Source organism: Haloarcula rubripromontorii (genome assembly GCF_001280425.1).
GTDB classification, from domain to species: Archaea; Halobacteriota; Halobacteria; order Halobacteriales; family Haloarculaceae; genus Haloarcula; species Haloarcula rubripromontorii.
Window position 1 is genome coordinate 14,532 of record NZ_LIUF01000011.1, and the last position, 16,848, is coordinate 31,379.

Here is a 16,848-nt window from a genome sequence, read left to right on the forward strand (position 1 = left end):
TCCTGAGCTGGACGGGAGCGCTTCGCTGCCGGCGCGTCAGACCGACTTTCGTGAAGGCTTCTCGTAAACGTCGACGGAGACCACACGCTCGGGTGGGTAGTACGAGACGGGTACGTGGCCACTGTCGAGTTCGCCACCGTGCGACGGGCCGATGCATCTAATCCATCCCTCGTCCACAATCTCCCAGTCGTCGTATTCGCGCTCGATCTCGCCCTCCCCGTGCTTGTCCACGAGGTGGACGATCACACCCTCGGTTCTGTCGTCTGCCATATTCGACGTATCGAAGAGGTGTTTGATTAGCGTTCTGTAAACGTGGCTGGTTCGTCCTTTTGAACGGTCAATCCCCTCCAAAACAGGGGATCTCGCACGGACGGTCTCGTAATCAGGACGCCATCGACTACCTGGCCCTCGGCGACAGAATGCGCATACTAGAAAGTGGTTCTCCCGTTAATGAGCCGATTCCGGAAATTCCCGGAAATCTGGGTTTTCCACAATTAGGAATCGCATGACAGCAGGGGGATACGACAAGTAAAATGGAACTGAATGCATGGTTTCCGGAAACAACCCAATCACGTTTTTAGTACTAGCCAGAAAACCAGTCTATCAAGCAACGATGATCCGCGATGCTCGCGTTCTCCGCGCCGGGTTCGTCCCTCGGGAAGTTGAGCATCGCGACGCAGAAGTAAACCACCTCTCTAGCGTCCTTGAGCCCATCACGAACGGGGAACCCGCCGACACGGCCATCGTCACTGGACCCAGCGGCGCCGGCAAGACGTGCATCTCGCAATTCGTCACCGAACGACTCCGGGAAGAGGTCCTCGATGTCGAGACCACCTACGTCAACTGCTGGCGCAACTACACCCGGTTCCGCACACTCTACCAGATCCTCGACGACTTGGGCGCGACCATCGACATCCACCGGCAGTCGACACCGCACGACGAACTCGTCGACCGCCTCCAGCAGCACGACGGTCCGCGAACGGTCGTCATCCTCGACGAGGTCGATCAGCTCGAAGACCCCAGCGTCATCTACGACCTCCACAGCCTCCCGCAGTTCGCGATCATCTGCATCGCGAACAAGGAAGAGGAGCTGTTCAGCCGCGTCGACGACCGCCTCGTGAGCCGGCTGCGCTCCAGCGAACACGTCCGGATGGACAAGTACCACGACGAGCAGCTGTACGACATTCTGAGTTCGCGGGCGAAGTGGGGCCTCGATGAGGACGTCATCACCGACGACCAGCTCTACCGGATCGCCGACGCGGCCGCCGGCGACGCCCGCCTCGCAATCGGCATCCTCCGAACGGCCGCTGGCAAGGCCGATCGCGAGAACCACGAGCGCATCACTGACGATATTCTCCTGGACGCCGCCGAGGATGCTCGGGCCCAAATCAAACAGAAAAGCCTCGACTCGCTCACGCCACACCAGCGCGTCGTCTATGACATCGTTCGCGAGCACGGCCCGGTCGGGCCGAGTGAGATCCACGAACGCTATTCCGAGGACGTCGATGACCCACGGACGAAACGGACTATCCGCACGTACCTCTCAAAGATGGAGCAATACAACCTCCTCGAGGCGGAGGGGACGAGTCGGGATCGGGAATACTCGCTCGTCGATTCGGCAGCGGCGTCGCCGATGCAGTGACCGTGACCCCGTCAGCTATCAGGAACTGAACTCGCCGAGGCCCGATTGCTCGTGGTCCAGCGGCTCGATGACCTGAGAATCGTCGTTGCCGGGGTTGTTGACCCGCGTCGAAATCTCGTAGGCGTCCAGATCATCCTTCGGATACGGCTGGCACAGTTCCTTGCGGGTTTCCGGGTCTGCGGCGAGCCAGTCGGATTCGGCGTCCCTCGGGAGGACGACCGCCATCCGATCGTGGATGGAGTTCATCAACTCGTTCGGCTCCGTCGTGAGAATCGTGACGCACGAAATTGTCTCGTCGTCGCCCTCCCAGACGTCCCAGAGGCCAGCCATCGCGAACGCTGGGTCGTCCTCGCGATAGATTCGGTAGGGCTGTTTCGCCCCGCCGTTTGGTGCTTTCCACTCGTAGAAGCCCGACGAGGGGACGAGACAAGGGCGAGATTCCCACGCCCGCTGGAAGACGCGTTTCTCGTCGGCAGTCTCGGAGCGAGCGTTGATGATGCCCCCCTCGGGCTCGTCCGCCCAGAACGGAATCAGCCCCCAGTGGTAGGCGTCGATCTCGTCTTGAGCCTCGTTCGTGATGATGTGGAGGTCGTCACCAGGTGCGATGTTGTATCGGGGTGTGTACCCGCCGTCCGTGACGACCTCGGCGTCGAAACGGGCCTCAAGGTCGGCCTGGTCGATGAAGAGCGAGTTTCGACCACACATACATCCTGATCCAACTGGGAGAGTCTTCAACGTATTTGAAAATGTGAAGGGCTGGTTCTGAGGCCCCTTCGTTTGATGGTAGATTTGGGATGATTGGCAAGTACAGAGGTTCTATACAACAGAGGAGGCTTCTATGGAAAACAGATAAACGGCACTTCTCTACTGACAACCTACAAAACTATTTCACCATTACATCCGATTGGTGGAAGCATGAAACGGGTGTTCTTCGACAAGATAGATTCTGTGGGTACATTCCCAGATAACAGAATCAAGATGGATATCATCTTCCAGGATAGTAACGGGAATGAGTATGTCTGGACGCCGAAGTGGGAGGAGGTGATGAGTATATACGCTGAGTCAGAGAGAGTAGAGGAAATGAATCTGGCAGGCGGAGAGTGGTTGGAGGAGTTGAAGGAAAAGAAGCAGTTCAGTGACGAGGTGCTGGATGAACTGGCAGAGGTTATCGCTGACGGACGTAGTACGGATGAGATAGCTGATTTCTTCGAGATAGTTGGATTTGACGCGGATGAAATGAGGTACAATTTAAGCCATGATGATCCGTTGCGGAGTAAGGCTGAGGGCCATAGTAATCGCGTTTATTTTGCTAAAGAGAAGTTGCAAGAGCTGAACAGCGAGGATTACCGATATGTTGTGCAGATTGTTCAGAAGGCCGCGGATCCTAAGCAGTATATCGGCGAGCAGGAGAAGCATCAAGAAGTGGTAGAGAAGTTGAATACGGCTTTAGAGTTTGAAAATCTCCGTGTTACGGAGGATGGGCGGGTTCTTCCGATAGAAAAGGACGGTTGAATCCTTCCCCTTCGTGTGTGTAAGACTCGCAAGCTTACGTACCGGCTATTGGTATGTGGCCAAGAGGATTTTTACAGAGCCGAAAAGCCTCTGGATCGTGCGATTAGAGCTCGGTCGGTGGCAGAAGATCACAGAGAACAGGTGCTTGGTCAAGAAGTGCGTCGAAGAGCCGTTCAGTCGGTCGATATAGCGCGTGGTGTTCATCAACAGAGTATGGGGTTTTCTCATCATCTGTGTGTGAGAGAAATCCGCACTCGAGAAGCGGAGCAAGGGTAGTATCCAGCGCAGTTCCGGAACGGCCAGATTCAACTTCGAGAGTGTGTCGAGAGAACTCAGAAAGGAACCGTGTACAGCAACTTAGGACGTGAGCACGTCGATCAGCGAATAATTCGTTGAGCGCAGTACGATGGGTGCGTGTCCAATACTCGTCGAGTTTGACGTATGTGCGAACAATAGGGGATAGCTCGTTCAAAGAACCAGTAGCATGGACGATTCCAAGGTCGTTGAGCGCATGTTGGTCTTTGGTGTCCAGAGACTCGCCGAGAGGATGGAGAACAGTTTGAAGCGCATCGTGGTACCGTGAAGTGAGGAATTCACCGGCAACAACGTGGGCGTTCGCGATATTTCGAGTTGGATGCATTGACTCGTGGTGATCGGGGTTTCGGTGGTCGACGTGGGTTTGTGGGTAGCTCATAGAGCACCTCTTCCAACGTGGCGTCAAGCATTAACATACCGAGCAGTCAGGCCCGAGACTATAGCTGTGAAGGATTAACCAACAAACCGCCGTCGATACGCACCAGTGTTGGTTAACACGGAGAACGCTGGATTCAGGAACTATTCTCGGAAACGGGATCCAAACAGAGATTACTCGGGACTGTACCGCGATTGGAGGGGATCAAGTCGAGTTCCCTGAAACGCGGAAGCGACACGCCGCGGCTTATCGGGAACGTAGACAACTAGTCGAGTATGGGAGAACACTCAACATCGAACCGATTGGCGGTGGACCAGCCGACACGGGGCGCTGACCGCAATCGGTCCCTCGCTGACCAGGCCGATCCGGCTACGGACGAGATGTTGTTGCCGCAGCTCGACGACGGCATCACGCTGCTCGACGTCGAGGGGGACCGCGGCGTCCCGATCCTGCAGTCGCTCGTGCTCGACCATCTCCTCCTGCACGACGGGCCCGCCTTCTGGGTCGACGCAAACGGACACGCGACGACGACGACACTCTCCCAGATCGCGCCCAGCCGGCGATTACTTGATCGAATCAACGTCGCACGGGGATTCCACCGCCAATCAGCACTACGGCGCCGTCTGTCAGCTACCAACAGCTAAGCCGTTGGCTTGTCGGTGGACTCACGTTCTGCCGACACAGGCGTGTCGGACGCCACGTCAGTCGCATTCACGGTCATAGTCCCCGACTTCAGGGCGTACTGACAGAACGCCCCTCCAGCGGGGGACTTCTGCCCTCGCTGGAGTTTGAGTGCGAGTTTCCGCGCCACGTTCTTCGCCGCATTGTAGTCAGCGTTCACCGTGTACGAACAGTCCAAGCACTCGAAGTGTTGCCCGTCGCGGTTTTCCTCCAAGGTACAGCCACACATCGAGCATTGCTGGCTCGTGTACTGTGGTTCCACCGTGTCCACGATAATGCCGTCTTCCTCGGCTTTGTAGGCGACCTGTCGCTGTAACTCGCGAAATGCCCACTGCTGGAACTTCTTGCCGTCGCTGATCCGGTCGCGGATTTGTTCCAAGTCCTCGAACGCGATATGTGTACAGACGTGGCGGCGGGCTTCTTCGACAAGTTCGTTCGAGCACCGATGCAGATAATCTTCACTCCAGCGTCCGAATCTGTCACCGATTCGCTGGACCGTCAGGTGGGCGCTTCGCGTACCGGTCTGTTGGAGGCTAGCGCGGCGGTTTTCGAACTCGTGGCGCGTGTGATTGAAATAGTCGGCATTTCCGACGAACTGGCCTGTTGAGGTCACGGCAATGTGGTCGTCAACGTTACAGTCCACGCCAAGCACTTTCGAATGCTCAGCTTTCTCAGGACTGCTCGCATCGATTTCTCGTTTCATTGCCGCGTGCAGGTAGAACTCGTCGGCTTCACTATCGTAGTGAACGGTACTCGTACTGAACGAGTAGTCGTCGTTCAGCAGATACTCGCCGTGAGGCGTCCCTTCAACGTCATAGGGGAGCTCGTACTCGCATTCGACTCTCCCGTTGACAGTGGCGAGACTCACCTTGTCGCGGTAGTAGCTGGCGGCTCGCTTGTCGTAGACGATGCTGAATGTGTCGTATTGGGGCCTGCTGGTGTTTTCACCCTCAGTGAGCCGGTCTACACAGTTGTCGATATCGTCGGTGGCGCGTTTAATCGCCTTCTGCACGAGGTTTGCGTGGAGGTAGTCGGTTTCTTCCCGTAAGTCGTCGTAGATGGCGGCTTCAGCTTCGCTCTTGCTGGTTACGCAGTCTTCCTCAGGATAGCGCCACGCCCAGTCTGCCGTGTGGTTTGCACAGTACTGAAATTTGCTGTTAGTAGCGTGGAGGTCACTCTTGCGGTTGTCAGGTACGTCAAGTCGTACCCGGACTGTTCGAGTCACCTCCCACGCCATGTATCACAGTGATATCTACTCTTTATTAGTATTTTTGAATACAAGGGCCAACAATGCCAATATCAGAGGGTGCATCATAGAACCGAAATCCAGCAGAAGAGCCTTAACGCGCTTACGCCACACCAGCGAGTGGTGTACGACATTTTTAGGGACCGGAGACCGCTGAGTCCGGCCGAGATTCACCAGAAGAACACCGAGAAAGTAGACAATCCCCGAACCCAACGGACCGTCCGCGACTACCTGTCGAAGATGGCCCAGTACAATTTTGTTGAAGCAAGGGGTGCCAGCCGAGACCGTGAATACAGTGTTGTGATGTCGGCTGACATCCAAGAGTAGGGCAGAAATCGCATTGCCACCAAAATTCAAGCCCCCAAGGGCAACTAGGTCGGTTTCTTAACCAACGGAACGAGCAGTGCTCGGATTTGTTGGTTAATCTCCGTGGACGACTATTCCGGAACCTTCCCGGAAACGCTGATCACAAGGTATCAGCTTCGGGCCTTCGGGCGAAAGTTGATCGAATCTCACGTTCCCAGAACTCCGGAAACCACCCTGCACGGCATTTGGGGGTAGGCGCCGTCGAATCGAGTATGCCACCAGTTCTGGATTCAAACCCACTAGCTGTCGAGCAGCCGACGCGGGGGGCAGACCGAAACGAGAAGCTAGCGAACCAAGCCGACCCCGCAGCTGACAAGATGCTGCTGCCGTCGCTCGAAGATGGGATCACGCTACTGGACGTCGACGGCGATCGAGGGGTGCCCATCCTGCAGTCGCTCGTGCTCGACCACCTACTCTTACACGAGGGGCCTGCCCTCTGGATCGACGCCGATGGCCACGCAACGACGACATCGCTGGCGCAGCTTGCCCCCAGCCGGCGGCTCCTGGAGCGGATTCACATTGCGCGGGGGTTTACGGCGGCCCAGCACTTCGCGGCCGTGTCCGACCTCCCCGACGCGGTCGATGCGCTGATTAAGGCCTCGATCGGCTCACCACCAGAGCGCCCCCACACGAGAGAAAGAGCAGATACAGTGTCGCCCCACACGCCCGCCCTCATCGTCGCGCCGGCCGTCGACGCCCAGTACCGCGCCGACGACACCCTCGGCGAAACCCACGCGAAAACCCTCCAAGCCCGAACCCTGGCCCGGTTGGCGACCTACGCCGACGGATACGACATCCCGGTGCTCGTCACCCGGGCGCAGCGCGACGACTTCACGGCGCCGGTCGCGACGGCCGCCGACCACCACCTGGAATGTGAGCAGACCCGGATGGGGCCAAGGGTCGTCGGCGAGGACTTCGAGACGCTCGTCTATCCCGTCGACGACGGCGCGTACTACCAGACGACATTCGCGTACTGGCGGCAGTTGCTCGCGGCGCGCGCCACGCAGGTCGGCGTGGAACCGACAACGTCGACGCCGTCGACACCGACTCCGGAGCGCGTCGGGACAGGCGTCACCGCTGACGGTGAGACGGTGGCGGCCACCGCAGATCCCTTGCTCGATGCATGGACGGCAAGCGGCGGAGGGCGATAGCGATGGGGCGCACGAACCCGACGTACCGTGATGCGCTGCGAGCCATCGAAGAGCGCTGGGCGGAGTTCCGCCGGGCACTGCGGCGTCGCGACCAGCCACGATTTGACCGACTGTTCGAGTACGCCCGCGAGCACGCCGACGCGAGCGGGCTGTTGAACCACCAGAATCCGCTGCTACCGGCGCTACTCAGCATCGATCTCGAACAGGAGGCCCGCCTCGACGACCACGAGGAACGCCTCGAAGAGCTTGAGCAACGGCTTTCGGAAACCGGGGGCGAACAGCAGCAATCGCCCGCCGAAGGTACCACTGGAGGTGTAGAATGACTGAGTTGACGACAATTGCATTCGATATCGAAACGACGGGATTTCAGGCCGATGATGAACTCACAGTAGTTGGGTTCGACTCCGCGGTCTCGTCGCGAGTGTTTCTCCATACCGGAACGGCACCACAAACAGGCCTCGCAGATCGGCTCAACGACGCCCTCCAGACACCGGTACAGCTCTCACTCCACGACAGCGAACAGGAGCTCCTGAACGAACTGGCGACCTTTGTCACATCGACACTCACCCAACGAGATGCAAAGCTCGTTGCGTACAACGGTGAGCGGTGGAACGGAGGATTCGACCTCCCGTTCCTTCGCACACGGCTCTGTACGCACGGGCTCGAGTGGCCGTTTGGCACGTTGCCATACGTCGACGTGATGGATGTCTTCGAGACACGCTTCAATACGAGTGAAGACACACTGAGTGGCGTCTACGAGGAACTGATCGGCGCCGGATTGAACGACCTGGATCCATTTACCGACAGTAGCGAGGCAGTCACCGCATGGGAGGAGGGAGCCTACGAGCCACTCATCATCCACAATGTCGCGGATATCCGACGGACTCGAGCGTTGATGGAGCTTGCAGAACGGTATTGTTCAAAGTCAGATTTCTCTATGAAGTCGCTGGAGCCTATCGCCTGAAGAACTCGCTTCTCAGTGGGGGTTCGTAAAGGAAAGCACCCGGATGGTTCCTACGGTGGGTTACGACCTGCGTTGAGTGGTTCATACGAGTCCGTGTGGTAGGCGACCCGCCAGAGTTTAAGGACCGCGCGGGTGACCAATTCTTCAGGAGATTGTGAGATACAGGACGCTTCGACCTCGTCTGAATCAGAACTCGCGTTCGGCGGTGGATGATAGTGTTCTAATCCGGGGACGTGGATATAGTCTCCTGCGTGTGGATGCTTCCCCCAGCGCAGATTCACCCCGTTCGTGTCCGTGTAATGGAACTTGTAATCATCTCGTGTCGTCCACTGGATATCGATCCGGGCGTCCTCGGCCCCACACAGTCCATCGTCAAGCATGACTTCGAGGACTGATGGATGGAGGTAGTCGTCGAGTTCAGGTGTTGCGAGCGGTTCCATCTCCTCGACGACATCACGAATCGTCAGTAGCACCGGCCGATCCGCAGCTCCCCGGAGAGTATGGGTTTCTGCTTGGTCAGGCGAATCCCGCATTGCTCAGGCAGGGACGCTGTCGTCAGTCGAGCGACGGTCACTATCGACGAACTGCTCGGCGTTGCCGATCGAGAGGGCAGCGTTCGCGAACGCGAGATTCCGTCGGAGCGTCTTCCACTCACGAATCGTCTCTGGGTCGATCTCGTCCTGTGACCCGGTCTCGCTGAGGGCCTGGTTCGTCTGGTTGACCGCCAATTCTTCGGGGGAATCAACACCGAATTCGGACCGATATTCGGTGAGCTGCTCGCGCATCTCCTGAATTCGGGTGACGAGTTCATCGGTCGAGACGTGCTCAAGGATGTCGGCAGCCTGTTCGACGACGAGTGATTCAGGTGAGCGCCGATAGAGCGTGCCACCCTGTTCGCCGGGTGTCGTCTCGACAAACCCCTCGTCTGCGAGTGTGTTCAGGTGCTTTCGAGCGGTCTTTGGAGCCGTCCGTGCATCGTCAGCTACCGAATCAGCTGAGACGGGGCTGTACGTATGTGCAACGACGTGTCGAATGCGCTCGTAGGGCGTCGTTTCGGACTCCCATTCCTCGCTGACCGCCTCGTTGACGTCAGCAAACTCATCTGGTGGGCTTCGGTCGGTCATATAGAAACGCACGGCTCAGAGGAATATAGTTCTTTGGCACAGTTCTATATTCCCTCAGTGAAGAGTACACCGGCTGAATCCACCCCGGTGGATTCCGGAAATCGTTCCGGAAGCCGACGACGAACAATAAGTCAACGCTCTTGTGAAGTACATTGTTGGTGAGTCAGAGAACTTCTCGGATAATCTGTTTCAGTGCTTCTCGTCCCGGTTTGCGGAGGACTCGTCGCCGAAGTTGGAACGGTCTGAGATACGCTGTCAGTTTGTCTTTTGAGACACCTCGGTGCGGCGAGAGCCACCGTCGCGCCAGCGACGCGTGGCTCTCGCACGTGTTCACGTGTGCGTCTTCATCAACGTACTCGCCGTCACCGTGAATTACTGATTCTCGGTGGAAGCTCTCGTCATCGTCGAGTGGATCGTAGGCCCGAAATCCGTCCGTGTAGACGGTCAGCGACTCCTTCTCGTGGTTGTCGAGAAGGAGTCGCACGGTCGCTTCATCGGTGGATTTCGCTGGGACGACGTATCGCTGACCGCTGCCGCGATCAACGAGCGTGAACACTGGCGGTTTGTCTCCCTCATACGTTCCTCGTCCGCGTTTCGAGAGAGCACGCGAGCGCGACTCTTGGTCGCGCTCGCGGCCTTTCTTCCCAGCAGAGACGTAGAACTCGTCAATCTCGACCGGGCCAACGAGGTTGATGGCTGGCGCGTCGAGCGTTCTGGCGAACTGCTCGACGCGCCGGCGAAGCGAGCGATACGAAACGTCAATTTCAGCGTCTAGCTGGCGGATACTCGTATTGAACCGGAGGAACGAGTAGAACGCGAATAACAGCTTGTCAAGGCCGATCTTCGCGTGCGCGAAGATCGTGCCGGTCTTGTCGTTGAACGTGCGGTCGCAATCCTTACAGAGATACCGTTGATACTCTCGATAGCTGCCGTGTTTGATCACCGATTCAGACCGGCAGCGCGGGCAACAGAGGCCCTCGCGCCAGCGAACCTGCTCCAGCAGGTTCGCGGCGCTCTCCTCTGAACTCAGCAATTCAAATGGGAACATTGCGTCCGGGTGACGCGTTCGCGTCACCCTTGCCCGCTACGCTTTCACAGCGACAGCTCTACCCGACCAACAATCTGCTTCGGAAGAGCGAAGCCCGATTTGGGGCCGGTTTTCGCCGAATTAACGTCGATGAATTAGGGATTAATCCCGTTGTCGTCGCTTCTCGCGTCGGAATTGGAATGTGGGTAGCCATCGAGACTGATTCGTGCGGGCCGCGGCCACAGCGAACTCGCTCACGGCCACTCGGGGCCTACTATTGGATTGTTAGGTGGTGGAGCTCAGCACTGCTACTGGCACATCGAAGCCGTCTGGAACGGCTGTCAGTGGCGGGTTATCGGCCGGAAGGTCGTTACGACGATACGGCGGATTTGAGCGCCGGCTTGGATTGTTTCACTGGGGAAGGCTCAGCGAGGACTGGTCAGTCTGGGTACAAATTGACCAGGCTTATAGAGGGATATTGATATTGTACTGGTACTGTGAAGCATCTCTATCGTCGTGTAGATGCGCGGATACGGACTCTATCGCGCGGAGGATACGCAGTTCTGACAGGTATCTTAACCGGAATTGCTGTCCTTGTATTCTCCTTGTTACTGGGTGATTGGGTCCCTTTTCAGGCGGTGTCGATGTCTGTCACAATAGCTGTGGTTTATTACATACTTGACCCAAATAACCAAGCAGAGTAAGGGTCATCGAGCTGTTGGGGGGAGCTTTCTCTTAGACGAAACAGTAGGTACTTTGCCTGTACTGACCTGCTCGCCCGCGAACTACTCACCCCAGCGTCCACTCTTCCTTGGCGTCGACGGTAACGGTGCAGCCCACTGTTGGGACAGCTACGACTTCGCTGTGGCTGTTGTTTCAGTTGACGGCGACGTAGAGAAAGTCGGACTGTCGGAGACGCCCTTCGAGACGCTTTCGGAGTGGTGTGAGTATACTCGTGGCGAGCGTGGCTGGGACATCGGCCCCCACGTCGGTGGGTCGCTCGTCGACGATCTCGTTCGAGGTGTTGAGGCGTGAGCGAGCTGTCGGTCGCCGAGGCGAACGGCTTCGTCTACGAGCCGGTGCGAGGGCCGAAGCGGAAAATAGAATTCGAGCCGCGGTCGGATGGAGGCTTCGAGCGCATCGAGGCCGTCTGGAACGGGTGTCAGTGGCGGGTCACTGGGCGGGAGGTCGTGACGACGATGCGGCGGATTTGAGACTTCAAGCGTTCCGTTTGCACCAGAAAGGCTCAGGGCCTGCTGGTCAATACACGTGCTCGCTGAACTGTTACTGCTCTTGTTCGGTGAGTGCGTACAGCGTATCTCCACTGCCGAGGTAGATTCGTTTATCTGCTACCGCAGGTGAGGAATGTATTCTAGATCCAAGCTGAAAGTCCCATTCTCGGTCGCCCGTATATGTTTCGAGAGCGTGAAGATTGCCTCGTACAGTTCCGAGATAGACAGTTCCATCAATCACTGCCGGTGACACCGGTATCGGTGAATTGAGGGGCTTATCCCAGCGTTGGTCTCCAGAATCCCCTCTTATTGCGTACACATTTCGCGTGGTAGAACTGTGATAGCTTCCAATGTACACCGAATCCTCGGTCACTGCCGGCGAACCCCATACTGGTCCCCCGGTATCGAAGGACCACTGTTGCTCACCGGTATCCACTGCTATTGCGTAGACAATTCCACCGCCCTCTCCGAAATAGACTGTATTATCTGCCACTGCCGGTGCTGAACGTATGTAACTCTCGGCTTCAACGGACCACTGCTGGTCCCCAGTAGCAGCATCCACAGCGTAGAGATGGTAGTCTAAACTCCCGAAGAATACTCTGCCATCATATACTGCCGGAGAGGCTGTGATGTCTCCGTCAGTATGGAATGCCCATTGCTGGTCTCCAGTAGCGGCATCTATGGCATAGAGATTCGCATCATCACTTCCGATGTAAACAGTGCCCTCCGAAACTACTGGATCCGTCTGTACTGGGCCACCTGTACTAAATGACCACTCTTCCTTGCCAGTAGCCGCATCAAGTGCATACACTGTCGTGTCGTTACTACCGATATAAACCGTCCCGGCCACGACTGCTGGAGAAGATTCTACAGAACTATCTGTGCTGTACTCCCATTGTTTCTCACCGGTCGCAGCATTCAGCGCATAGACACTCTCATCGTTGCTACCCACATAGACGGTCCCGTCTACAACGGCAGGCGACGAATGTATATCTTCACCTGTTTGAAAGGCCCAATATTCGCTGACTCCTCCTGAAGGACCAGATTCCGCGGTAATTCCGCTATTAGCCTGATCAGACTGGAACATTGGCCAGCCGCTGATTTCTGGTTGTTCTTCAGTTTCAGTTTCGGTCTCAGTTTCAGTCTCAGTTTCAGTCTCGGTTTCGGTATCTGTCCCTGTTCTTGGATTTTCAGTTTGTGTTCTCGTTTCTGTAGCTACTTCGTCTGTACTTGGAGTCTCCTCATTTGATGAAGAATTGTCACTTGAGGACAAACAGCCACCCATACTTCCGGCACTGGCTAAGACAAGGTAACGAAGCCATTCACGTCTTGTCCGTCGAATCATATAATGGACCAAGACTTCCGAGCTTTATTTTATTGTGGATATCATAAAACATTGATATGTAATCCAAAATTTACGTTGGTGATGATCTTTTCTGCGAACTCTAAAAATTACCACTATTTGTTATATATTAAGCGTGTGCTATTATTATGGGTATGGCGAATATGATATCGTACCAAGTTTTATATGGTTTTCTGATAGGGAAGGTTGTATGCGACGGCCGTGTATCACGCTTTTACTCGTCGGCCTAGTGATTCTATCAGGCTGCTCAGGTTTCGGATTATCCGATTCCTCACCGGAACGAGCAATGGGTACCGCGACGGAAGCCGCTATACAAGACGATGCAACCACTGAAGCGTCAACGACGACCTCAACACCGGCACCTGTCGACTCAGATGGTGATGGGCTTACTGACGCCCGCGAGCAGGAATTAGGAACGAATCCGCACCAGAATGATTCTGATAGTGACGGTCTGGCTGACGCTGTTGAACTTCAACTGAATACCGATCCAACTGTCGCCGATACAGACGGCGACTCGCTTGTCGATGGCCGTGAAGTCAGCAAATACGGAACGAATCCCCGGGTAGCTGACTCAGATCGGGATGGCCTCTCTGATTCCGCCGAGGTCGAGGGCCAATCAAACCCAACAAGGTGGGATACAGATCGGGACGGATTGAACGATCAACGCGAAGCCACGCTTGGAACGAATCCATCTCAACGAGACACGGACGGCGATGGTATTCCTGATGGTCTCGAAGTCAAGAGACCATCTATCTATCCTGATGCTGACCCACTCCGGAAAGATGTCTACGTTGAAGTAGACTATATGACCGGTAACGGGCTAAGCCGGAACGATTATAACACAGAAGAGGTTGTGGAAGAATTTGCAACCGCACCGGTTACAAATCCGGACGGGACGGAAGGAATCGCTCTACATATACGGTATGATGAGGCTGTCCCGTATCGTGATGGAATCTACTTCAGCTCGGTATCTCGGAATGAGAAGCTCAATAACTTTGACGCATATGAAGCCAAATTCCGCGATTTTGAACGAAAGGGATACCACTATGCTCTCGGTGTAAACGATCTTCAACGAAGCAACGCGGATGCCATGAGGCTTGGCGGAATGGCGGGCGTTGGCAAGTTTGCGTTCGAACCGGACCAGTCGGTATTCGCTCACGAACTCGGCCACTCTCTTGGATTGAAGGAATTCCGTGGTGTCGACTCGGAAAAGATACCTTACAGCGAATATCCCAGTGTTATGAGCTACAATGCCCCTAATGACGCGGTCGGATACGCCACAGGGGATGAATCAGGCACTTCTCAGAACGATTGGAGTGTGATTACAAACTCGATGGGGCGGGGTCTGGATACGAATGGAGTCCGTGCTCGATGTGTCAATCCCGAGTTCGCGGGTGGAGTCGGTACCGAATCGAATCCATATGAAGTAGAGACGGTCGGCCAACTGAGTTGTATCCGTGCTGACCTAGATGCCAATTACGAACTGACAGCAGATATCAATGCGGCTGGTCGTACCGGCTTCAGGTCAATCGGTGGGTATGGGTCGGTGTTCCGAGGCACACTTGATGGGAATGGCCACGCGATTCGGAACCTTACTCTCCGGCAACCTCACCGAGGCTCAGTTGCACTATTTGGTGTGACCGGAGGGACGATACATGATCTTCGTATTACCGATGCAGACGTGGTCGCGAAAGAGTCGGTTGCCATCCTTGCTCACGAGAACCGAGGAGTGATTCGAAACGTGACCGTTACTGGAACGGTTAGTGGGTCTCCAACCGATGCCGGATACGGTGGCAGTAACATCGGTGGGGTGGTTGTGACCAATGGAGACTCAACTGGGAACCGGTATAAGACTGACACCGACGCAAAACTCGTTCGTGTGAAATCAAACGTGAATGTGACCGGCAAGGGTGCTGGAGGGGTGGCTGTGGTAAACACCGGCCGGATCGTTCAATCCGCAGCTCTCGGCGATGTCAATGGTGCCTTTGTTGGGAACCCTGGCGAAATCGGCGGCCTTGTTGGAACCAATGTCGGACGAATTAACCAGTCGTTCGCGACTGGAAACGTAACCGGTGGGTGGAAGGTGGGGGGTCTTGCTGGAGTCCACGCTCGCGGGCGTATTACCGATTCATTCGCGAACGGCACAGTCCATGGCCATCACCGTACTATCGGCGGTCTCATCGGTCACAATATGCAGGGCGGGACGATAGACCGAGCCTATTCGGCCAGCCGAGTCACCACCAGTGAGAACCCACCACAGGTGGGCGGTGTCATCGGTAAGATGGACGGCGGTACCGTTACAAACACCTATTGGAATGTTTCACGGTCAGGTGTCGAACAGGCTGTTGGAGATGGATCTGCCGATATCTTTCGTGCGAACACGCGTGAAAAGCTGTCGGGATTAGACTTTGAAGCAGTCTGGCAATCGACTAGTGGCAACCCAACCTTGCAGTGGGCTTCGGAAACACGACTCCCACCGACGTAGCAGGTCAAGACTCCACGAAATCACGTATGATTGGGATAGGGACGCTCATTATCGCGGTTACAGTCATTGTAACGATGGCACTGACTCTTGGTCTGCTACTTCGCTTACTGAGAGATGCTGATGGACTCTGAGAATCGGTTGGCTCTACAGGCCGACCGCCCGCAAACTACTCACTAAGGGCCGACCGCTGTTTCTCGGCGTCGACGGCGAGGGTGCCGCCCACTACTGTGACAGCTACGAGTTCGCCGTGCTGTTGTTTCGGCTGATGGCGACGCAGAGAAAGTCGAGCTGGCAGCGGCGCCCGTCGAGACACTCGGGCAGTGGTGCGAGTATACGCGTTCCGAGCGCGGTTGGGACATCGGCCCGCATGTCGGTGGGTCGTTGGTTGGGGACCTTGTTCGGGCGGTGGAAGCATGAGCGAGGTTTCGGTCGTCGACGCGAATGGCTTCGTCTACGAGCCCGTGCGTGGTCCCAAGCGGAAGATCGAGTTCGAGCCGCGGAGCGATGGTGGGTTCGAGCGTATCGAGGCCGTTTAGAATGGGTGTCAGTGGCGAGTCACCGGCCGGGAGGTTGTGACGACGATGCGACGGATTTGAGCGTTTGGCAGCCTGTTTTCACCGTGAAGAGTCAGAAACGACTGGTCAGTAGATGTGCGAGTTGAGCACCGCGACATCTACCAATCTCGGGTGATGTTCGTAGAGTACGGTTGGCGAGTGCGACTATCGCCTTGGCACACACTCGTGTCGCCTTTCGGTTAGTAGGTCTGTATTCAGCTCTCAGTCCGGAGTTCTTCGAGCCGGCCGACAGTAGGTGTCGATGAATCCGACAGTCGCGCTAGGTTTGGCAATGCTCCCTGTCTGTGTGCGGGACAGTCTGCTTGATTGATGCCGGCCCGAGATGCCTGCTCAGTCCTGTTCCTGCACCAACTCGCCGACGAGTTCGTATCGCGTGACGTCGCTGACCTGGGTTCCGAGCTGGAACTGGAACGCAACGGAGTCGCCGGCGGCGATCGGTTCCACGGGCTGGACGCCGGACCGGTGGAGCGTCCTACCGGCGCCATCGAGAAACGTACAGGAGAGCTTCGGGACCTCACCGTCGGGCGTAACTGGCTCCGAGCCCGTGTTCTCGGCGGTGACGTCGACGAGCAGACGAGTGCCGGAGGGCGTTCCCTGGATGGCGTGTTCGAAGGCGATGGACAACGGCGTGTCGTTGCTGACGACCGCGCCGCTGACGGTCGAACCTCCACAGCCGGCCAGCAGCATCCCCAGGCCGCCCGCGACGGACCCGAGGACTCGACGTCGGTGCATACCGTAGCCCCTGACGGACTCGGTATCAACGTACCGTCCGGAGAGTCCGGACCTGGG

Annotated in this window: 16 protein-coding genes and 4 pseudogenes; 12 read left to right on the forward strand and 8 right to left on the reverse strand. The window is 56.5% G+C overall.

The features are described from left to right. Nucleotides 1-36: 36 nt before the first annotated feature. Nucleotides 37-270, reverse strand: a complete 234-nt coding sequence (locus tag AMS69_RS18715; RefSeq protein ID WP_006182478.1) for a hypothetical protein — start codon at nucleotides 268-270, stop codon at nucleotides 37-39. Between the two features lie 343 nt (nucleotides 271-613). On the opposite strand from AMS69_RS18715, the gene AMS69_RS18720 reads away from it, so the two are divergent. Then, nucleotides 614-1,642, forward strand: a complete 1,029-nt coding sequence (locus tag AMS69_RS18720; protein WP_053969551.1) for a Cdc6/Cdc18 family protein — start codon at nucleotides 614-616, stop codon at nucleotides 1,640-1,642. An 18-nt stretch (nucleotides 1,643-1,660) separates the two neighbouring features. Here the strand turns inward: AMS69_RS18720 and AMS69_RS18725 are convergent, their stop codons facing one another. Beyond that, the gene (locus AMS69_RS18725) at nucleotides 1,661-2,347 is read right to left on the reverse strand and encodes an SOS response-associated peptidase (RefSeq protein ID WP_053969552.1); all 687 of its coding nucleotides are present in this window, start codon (nucleotides 2,345-2,347) and stop codon (nucleotides 1,661-1,663) included. A gap of 210 nt (nucleotides 2,348-2,557) precedes the next feature. Here AMS69_RS18725 and AMS69_RS18730 point away from each other — a divergent pair, with 210 nt between their 5' ends. Both AMS69_RS18730 and AMS69_RS18735 read left to right on the forward strand, forming a co-directional pair. Continuing rightward, the gene (locus AMS69_RS18730) at nucleotides 2,558-3,154 is read left to right on the forward strand and encodes a hypothetical protein (protein WP_053969553.1); all 597 of its coding nucleotides are present in this window, start codon (nucleotides 2,558-2,560) and stop codon (nucleotides 3,152-3,154) included. Between the two features lie 966 nt (nucleotides 3,155-4,120). Then, nucleotides 4,121-4,487 (forward strand): annotated as a pseudogene (locus AMS69_RS18735) (hypothetical protein); the annotation flags it as partial. Here AMS69_RS18735 and AMS69_RS18740 read toward each other — a convergent pair. Further along, nucleotides 4,486-5,763 (reverse strand): RNA-guided endonuclease InsQ/TnpB family protein, encoded by a 1,278-nt coding sequence (locus AMS69_RS18740; RefSeq protein WP_053969554.1) that lies wholly within the window; start codon nucleotides 5,761-5,763, stop codon nucleotides 4,486-4,488. The pseudogene AMS69_RS18735 and the gene AMS69_RS18740 overlap by 2 nt on opposite strands. Nucleotides 5,764-5,841: 78 nt before the next feature. Here AMS69_RS18740 and AMS69_RS21190 point away from each other — a divergent pair. The 4 genes and pseudogenes from AMS69_RS21190 to AMS69_RS18760 all read left to right on the forward strand — a co-directional run. After that, nucleotides 5,842-6,099: pseudogene (locus AMS69_RS21190) on the forward strand (AAA family ATPase); the annotation flags it as partial. 251 nt (nucleotides 6,100-6,350) lie between these two features. Continuing rightward, a complete protein-coding gene (locus AMS69_RS18750) occupies nucleotides 6,351-7,289 on the forward strand; it encodes a hypothetical protein (RefSeq protein ID WP_053969556.1) in 939 nt (312 codons plus the stop codon). Between the two features lie 2 nt (nucleotides 7,290-7,291). Next, nucleotides 7,292-7,612 carry a hypothetical protein gene (locus AMS69_RS18755; RefSeq protein ID WP_053969557.1) on the forward strand — a complete coding sequence of 107 codons (321 nt, stop codon included), beginning with the start codon at nucleotides 7,292-7,294 and terminating at the stop codon, nucleotides 7,610-7,612. Next, nucleotides 7,609-8,253: a ribonuclease H-like domain-containing protein gene (locus AMS69_RS18760; RefSeq protein ID WP_053969558.1), complete on the forward strand. Its 645-nt coding sequence runs from the start codon at nucleotides 7,609-7,611 to the stop codon at nucleotides 8,251-8,253. The genes AMS69_RS18755 and AMS69_RS18760 overlap by 4 nt, the downstream gene beginning before the upstream one ends. 50 nt (nucleotides 8,254-8,303) lie before the next feature. On the opposite strand, the gene AMS69_RS18765 is transcribed toward AMS69_RS18760, so the two are convergent. The 3 genes from AMS69_RS18765 to AMS69_RS18775 all read right to left on the reverse strand — a co-directional run bounded on the left by AMS69_RS18765 (nucleotide 8,304) and on the right by AMS69_RS18775 (nucleotide 10,425). After that, entirely contained in the window at nucleotides 8,304-8,786 is a 483-nt protein-coding gene (locus AMS69_RS18765; protein ID WP_053969559.1) for a hypothetical protein, read from the reverse strand. A gap of 3 nt (nucleotides 8,787-8,789) precedes the next feature. Continuing rightward, nucleotides 8,790-9,377 carry a DUF7342 family protein gene (locus tag AMS69_RS18770; protein ID WP_053969560.1) on the reverse strand — a complete coding sequence of 196 codons (588 nt, stop codon included), beginning with the start codon at nucleotides 9,375-9,377 and terminating at the stop codon, nucleotides 8,790-8,792. Nucleotides 9,378-9,540: 163 nt separating this feature from the next. Continuing rightward, nucleotides 9,541-10,425 carry an IS1595 family transposase gene (locus AMS69_RS18775; RefSeq protein WP_053968371.1) on the reverse strand — a complete coding sequence of 295 codons (885 nt, stop codon included), beginning with the start codon at nucleotides 10,423-10,425 and terminating at the stop codon, nucleotides 9,541-9,543. A 749-nt stretch (nucleotides 10,426-11,174) separates the two neighbouring features. Between AMS69_RS18775 and AMS69_RS18780 the strand changes: the two are divergent. Further along, nucleotides 11,175-11,439: pseudogene (locus AMS69_RS18780) on the forward strand (hypothetical protein). Continuing rightward, nucleotides 11,436-11,618, forward strand: a complete 183-nt coding sequence (locus AMS69_RS18785; RefSeq protein ID WP_053969562.1) for a hypothetical protein — start codon at nucleotides 11,436-11,438, stop codon at nucleotides 11,616-11,618. Before AMS69_RS18780 ends, AMS69_RS18785 begins: the two are co-directional and overlap by 4 nt. A 70-nt stretch (nucleotides 11,619-11,688) precedes the next feature. Here the strand turns inward: AMS69_RS18785 and AMS69_RS19925 are convergent, their stop codons facing one another. Then, nucleotides 11,689-12,909, reverse strand: coding sequence for a PQQ-binding-like beta-propeller repeat protein (locus AMS69_RS19925; RefSeq protein ID WP_162230999.1), 1,221 nt, complete (start codon nucleotides 12,907-12,909; stop codon nucleotides 11,689-11,691). A gap of 376 nt (nucleotides 12,910-13,285) precedes the next feature. On the opposite strand from AMS69_RS19925, the gene AMS69_RS20380 reads away from it, so the two are divergent. The 3 genes and pseudogenes from AMS69_RS20380 (at nucleotide 13,286) to AMS69_RS21155 (ending at nucleotide 16,020) form a co-directional block, all read left to right on the forward strand. After that, nucleotides 13,286-15,484: a hypothetical protein gene (locus tag AMS69_RS20380; protein WP_155120009.1), complete on the forward strand. Its 2,199-nt coding sequence runs from the start codon at nucleotides 13,286-13,288 to the stop codon at nucleotides 15,482-15,484. Between the two features lie 127 nt (nucleotides 15,485-15,611). Further along, nucleotides 15,612-15,901, forward strand: a pseudogene (locus AMS69_RS20990) (hypothetical protein). After that, the gene (locus AMS69_RS21155; RefSeq protein ID WP_274378018.1) at nucleotides 15,898-16,020 is read left to right on the forward strand and encodes a hypothetical protein; all 123 of its coding nucleotides are present in this window, start codon (nucleotides 15,898-15,900) and stop codon (nucleotides 16,018-16,020) included. Before AMS69_RS20990 ends, AMS69_RS21155 begins: the two are co-directional and overlap by 4 nt. Before the next feature lie 369 nt (nucleotides 16,021-16,389). Here the strand turns inward: AMS69_RS21155 and AMS69_RS18795 are convergent, their stop codons facing one another. Beyond that, on the reverse strand, nucleotides 16,390-16,791 hold the full coding sequence (locus AMS69_RS18795; RefSeq protein ID WP_077067840.1) for a hypothetical protein: 402 nt from the start codon (nucleotides 16,789-16,791) through the stop codon (nucleotides 16,390-16,392). Between the last annotated feature and the right edge of the window lie 57 nt (nucleotides 16,792-16,848).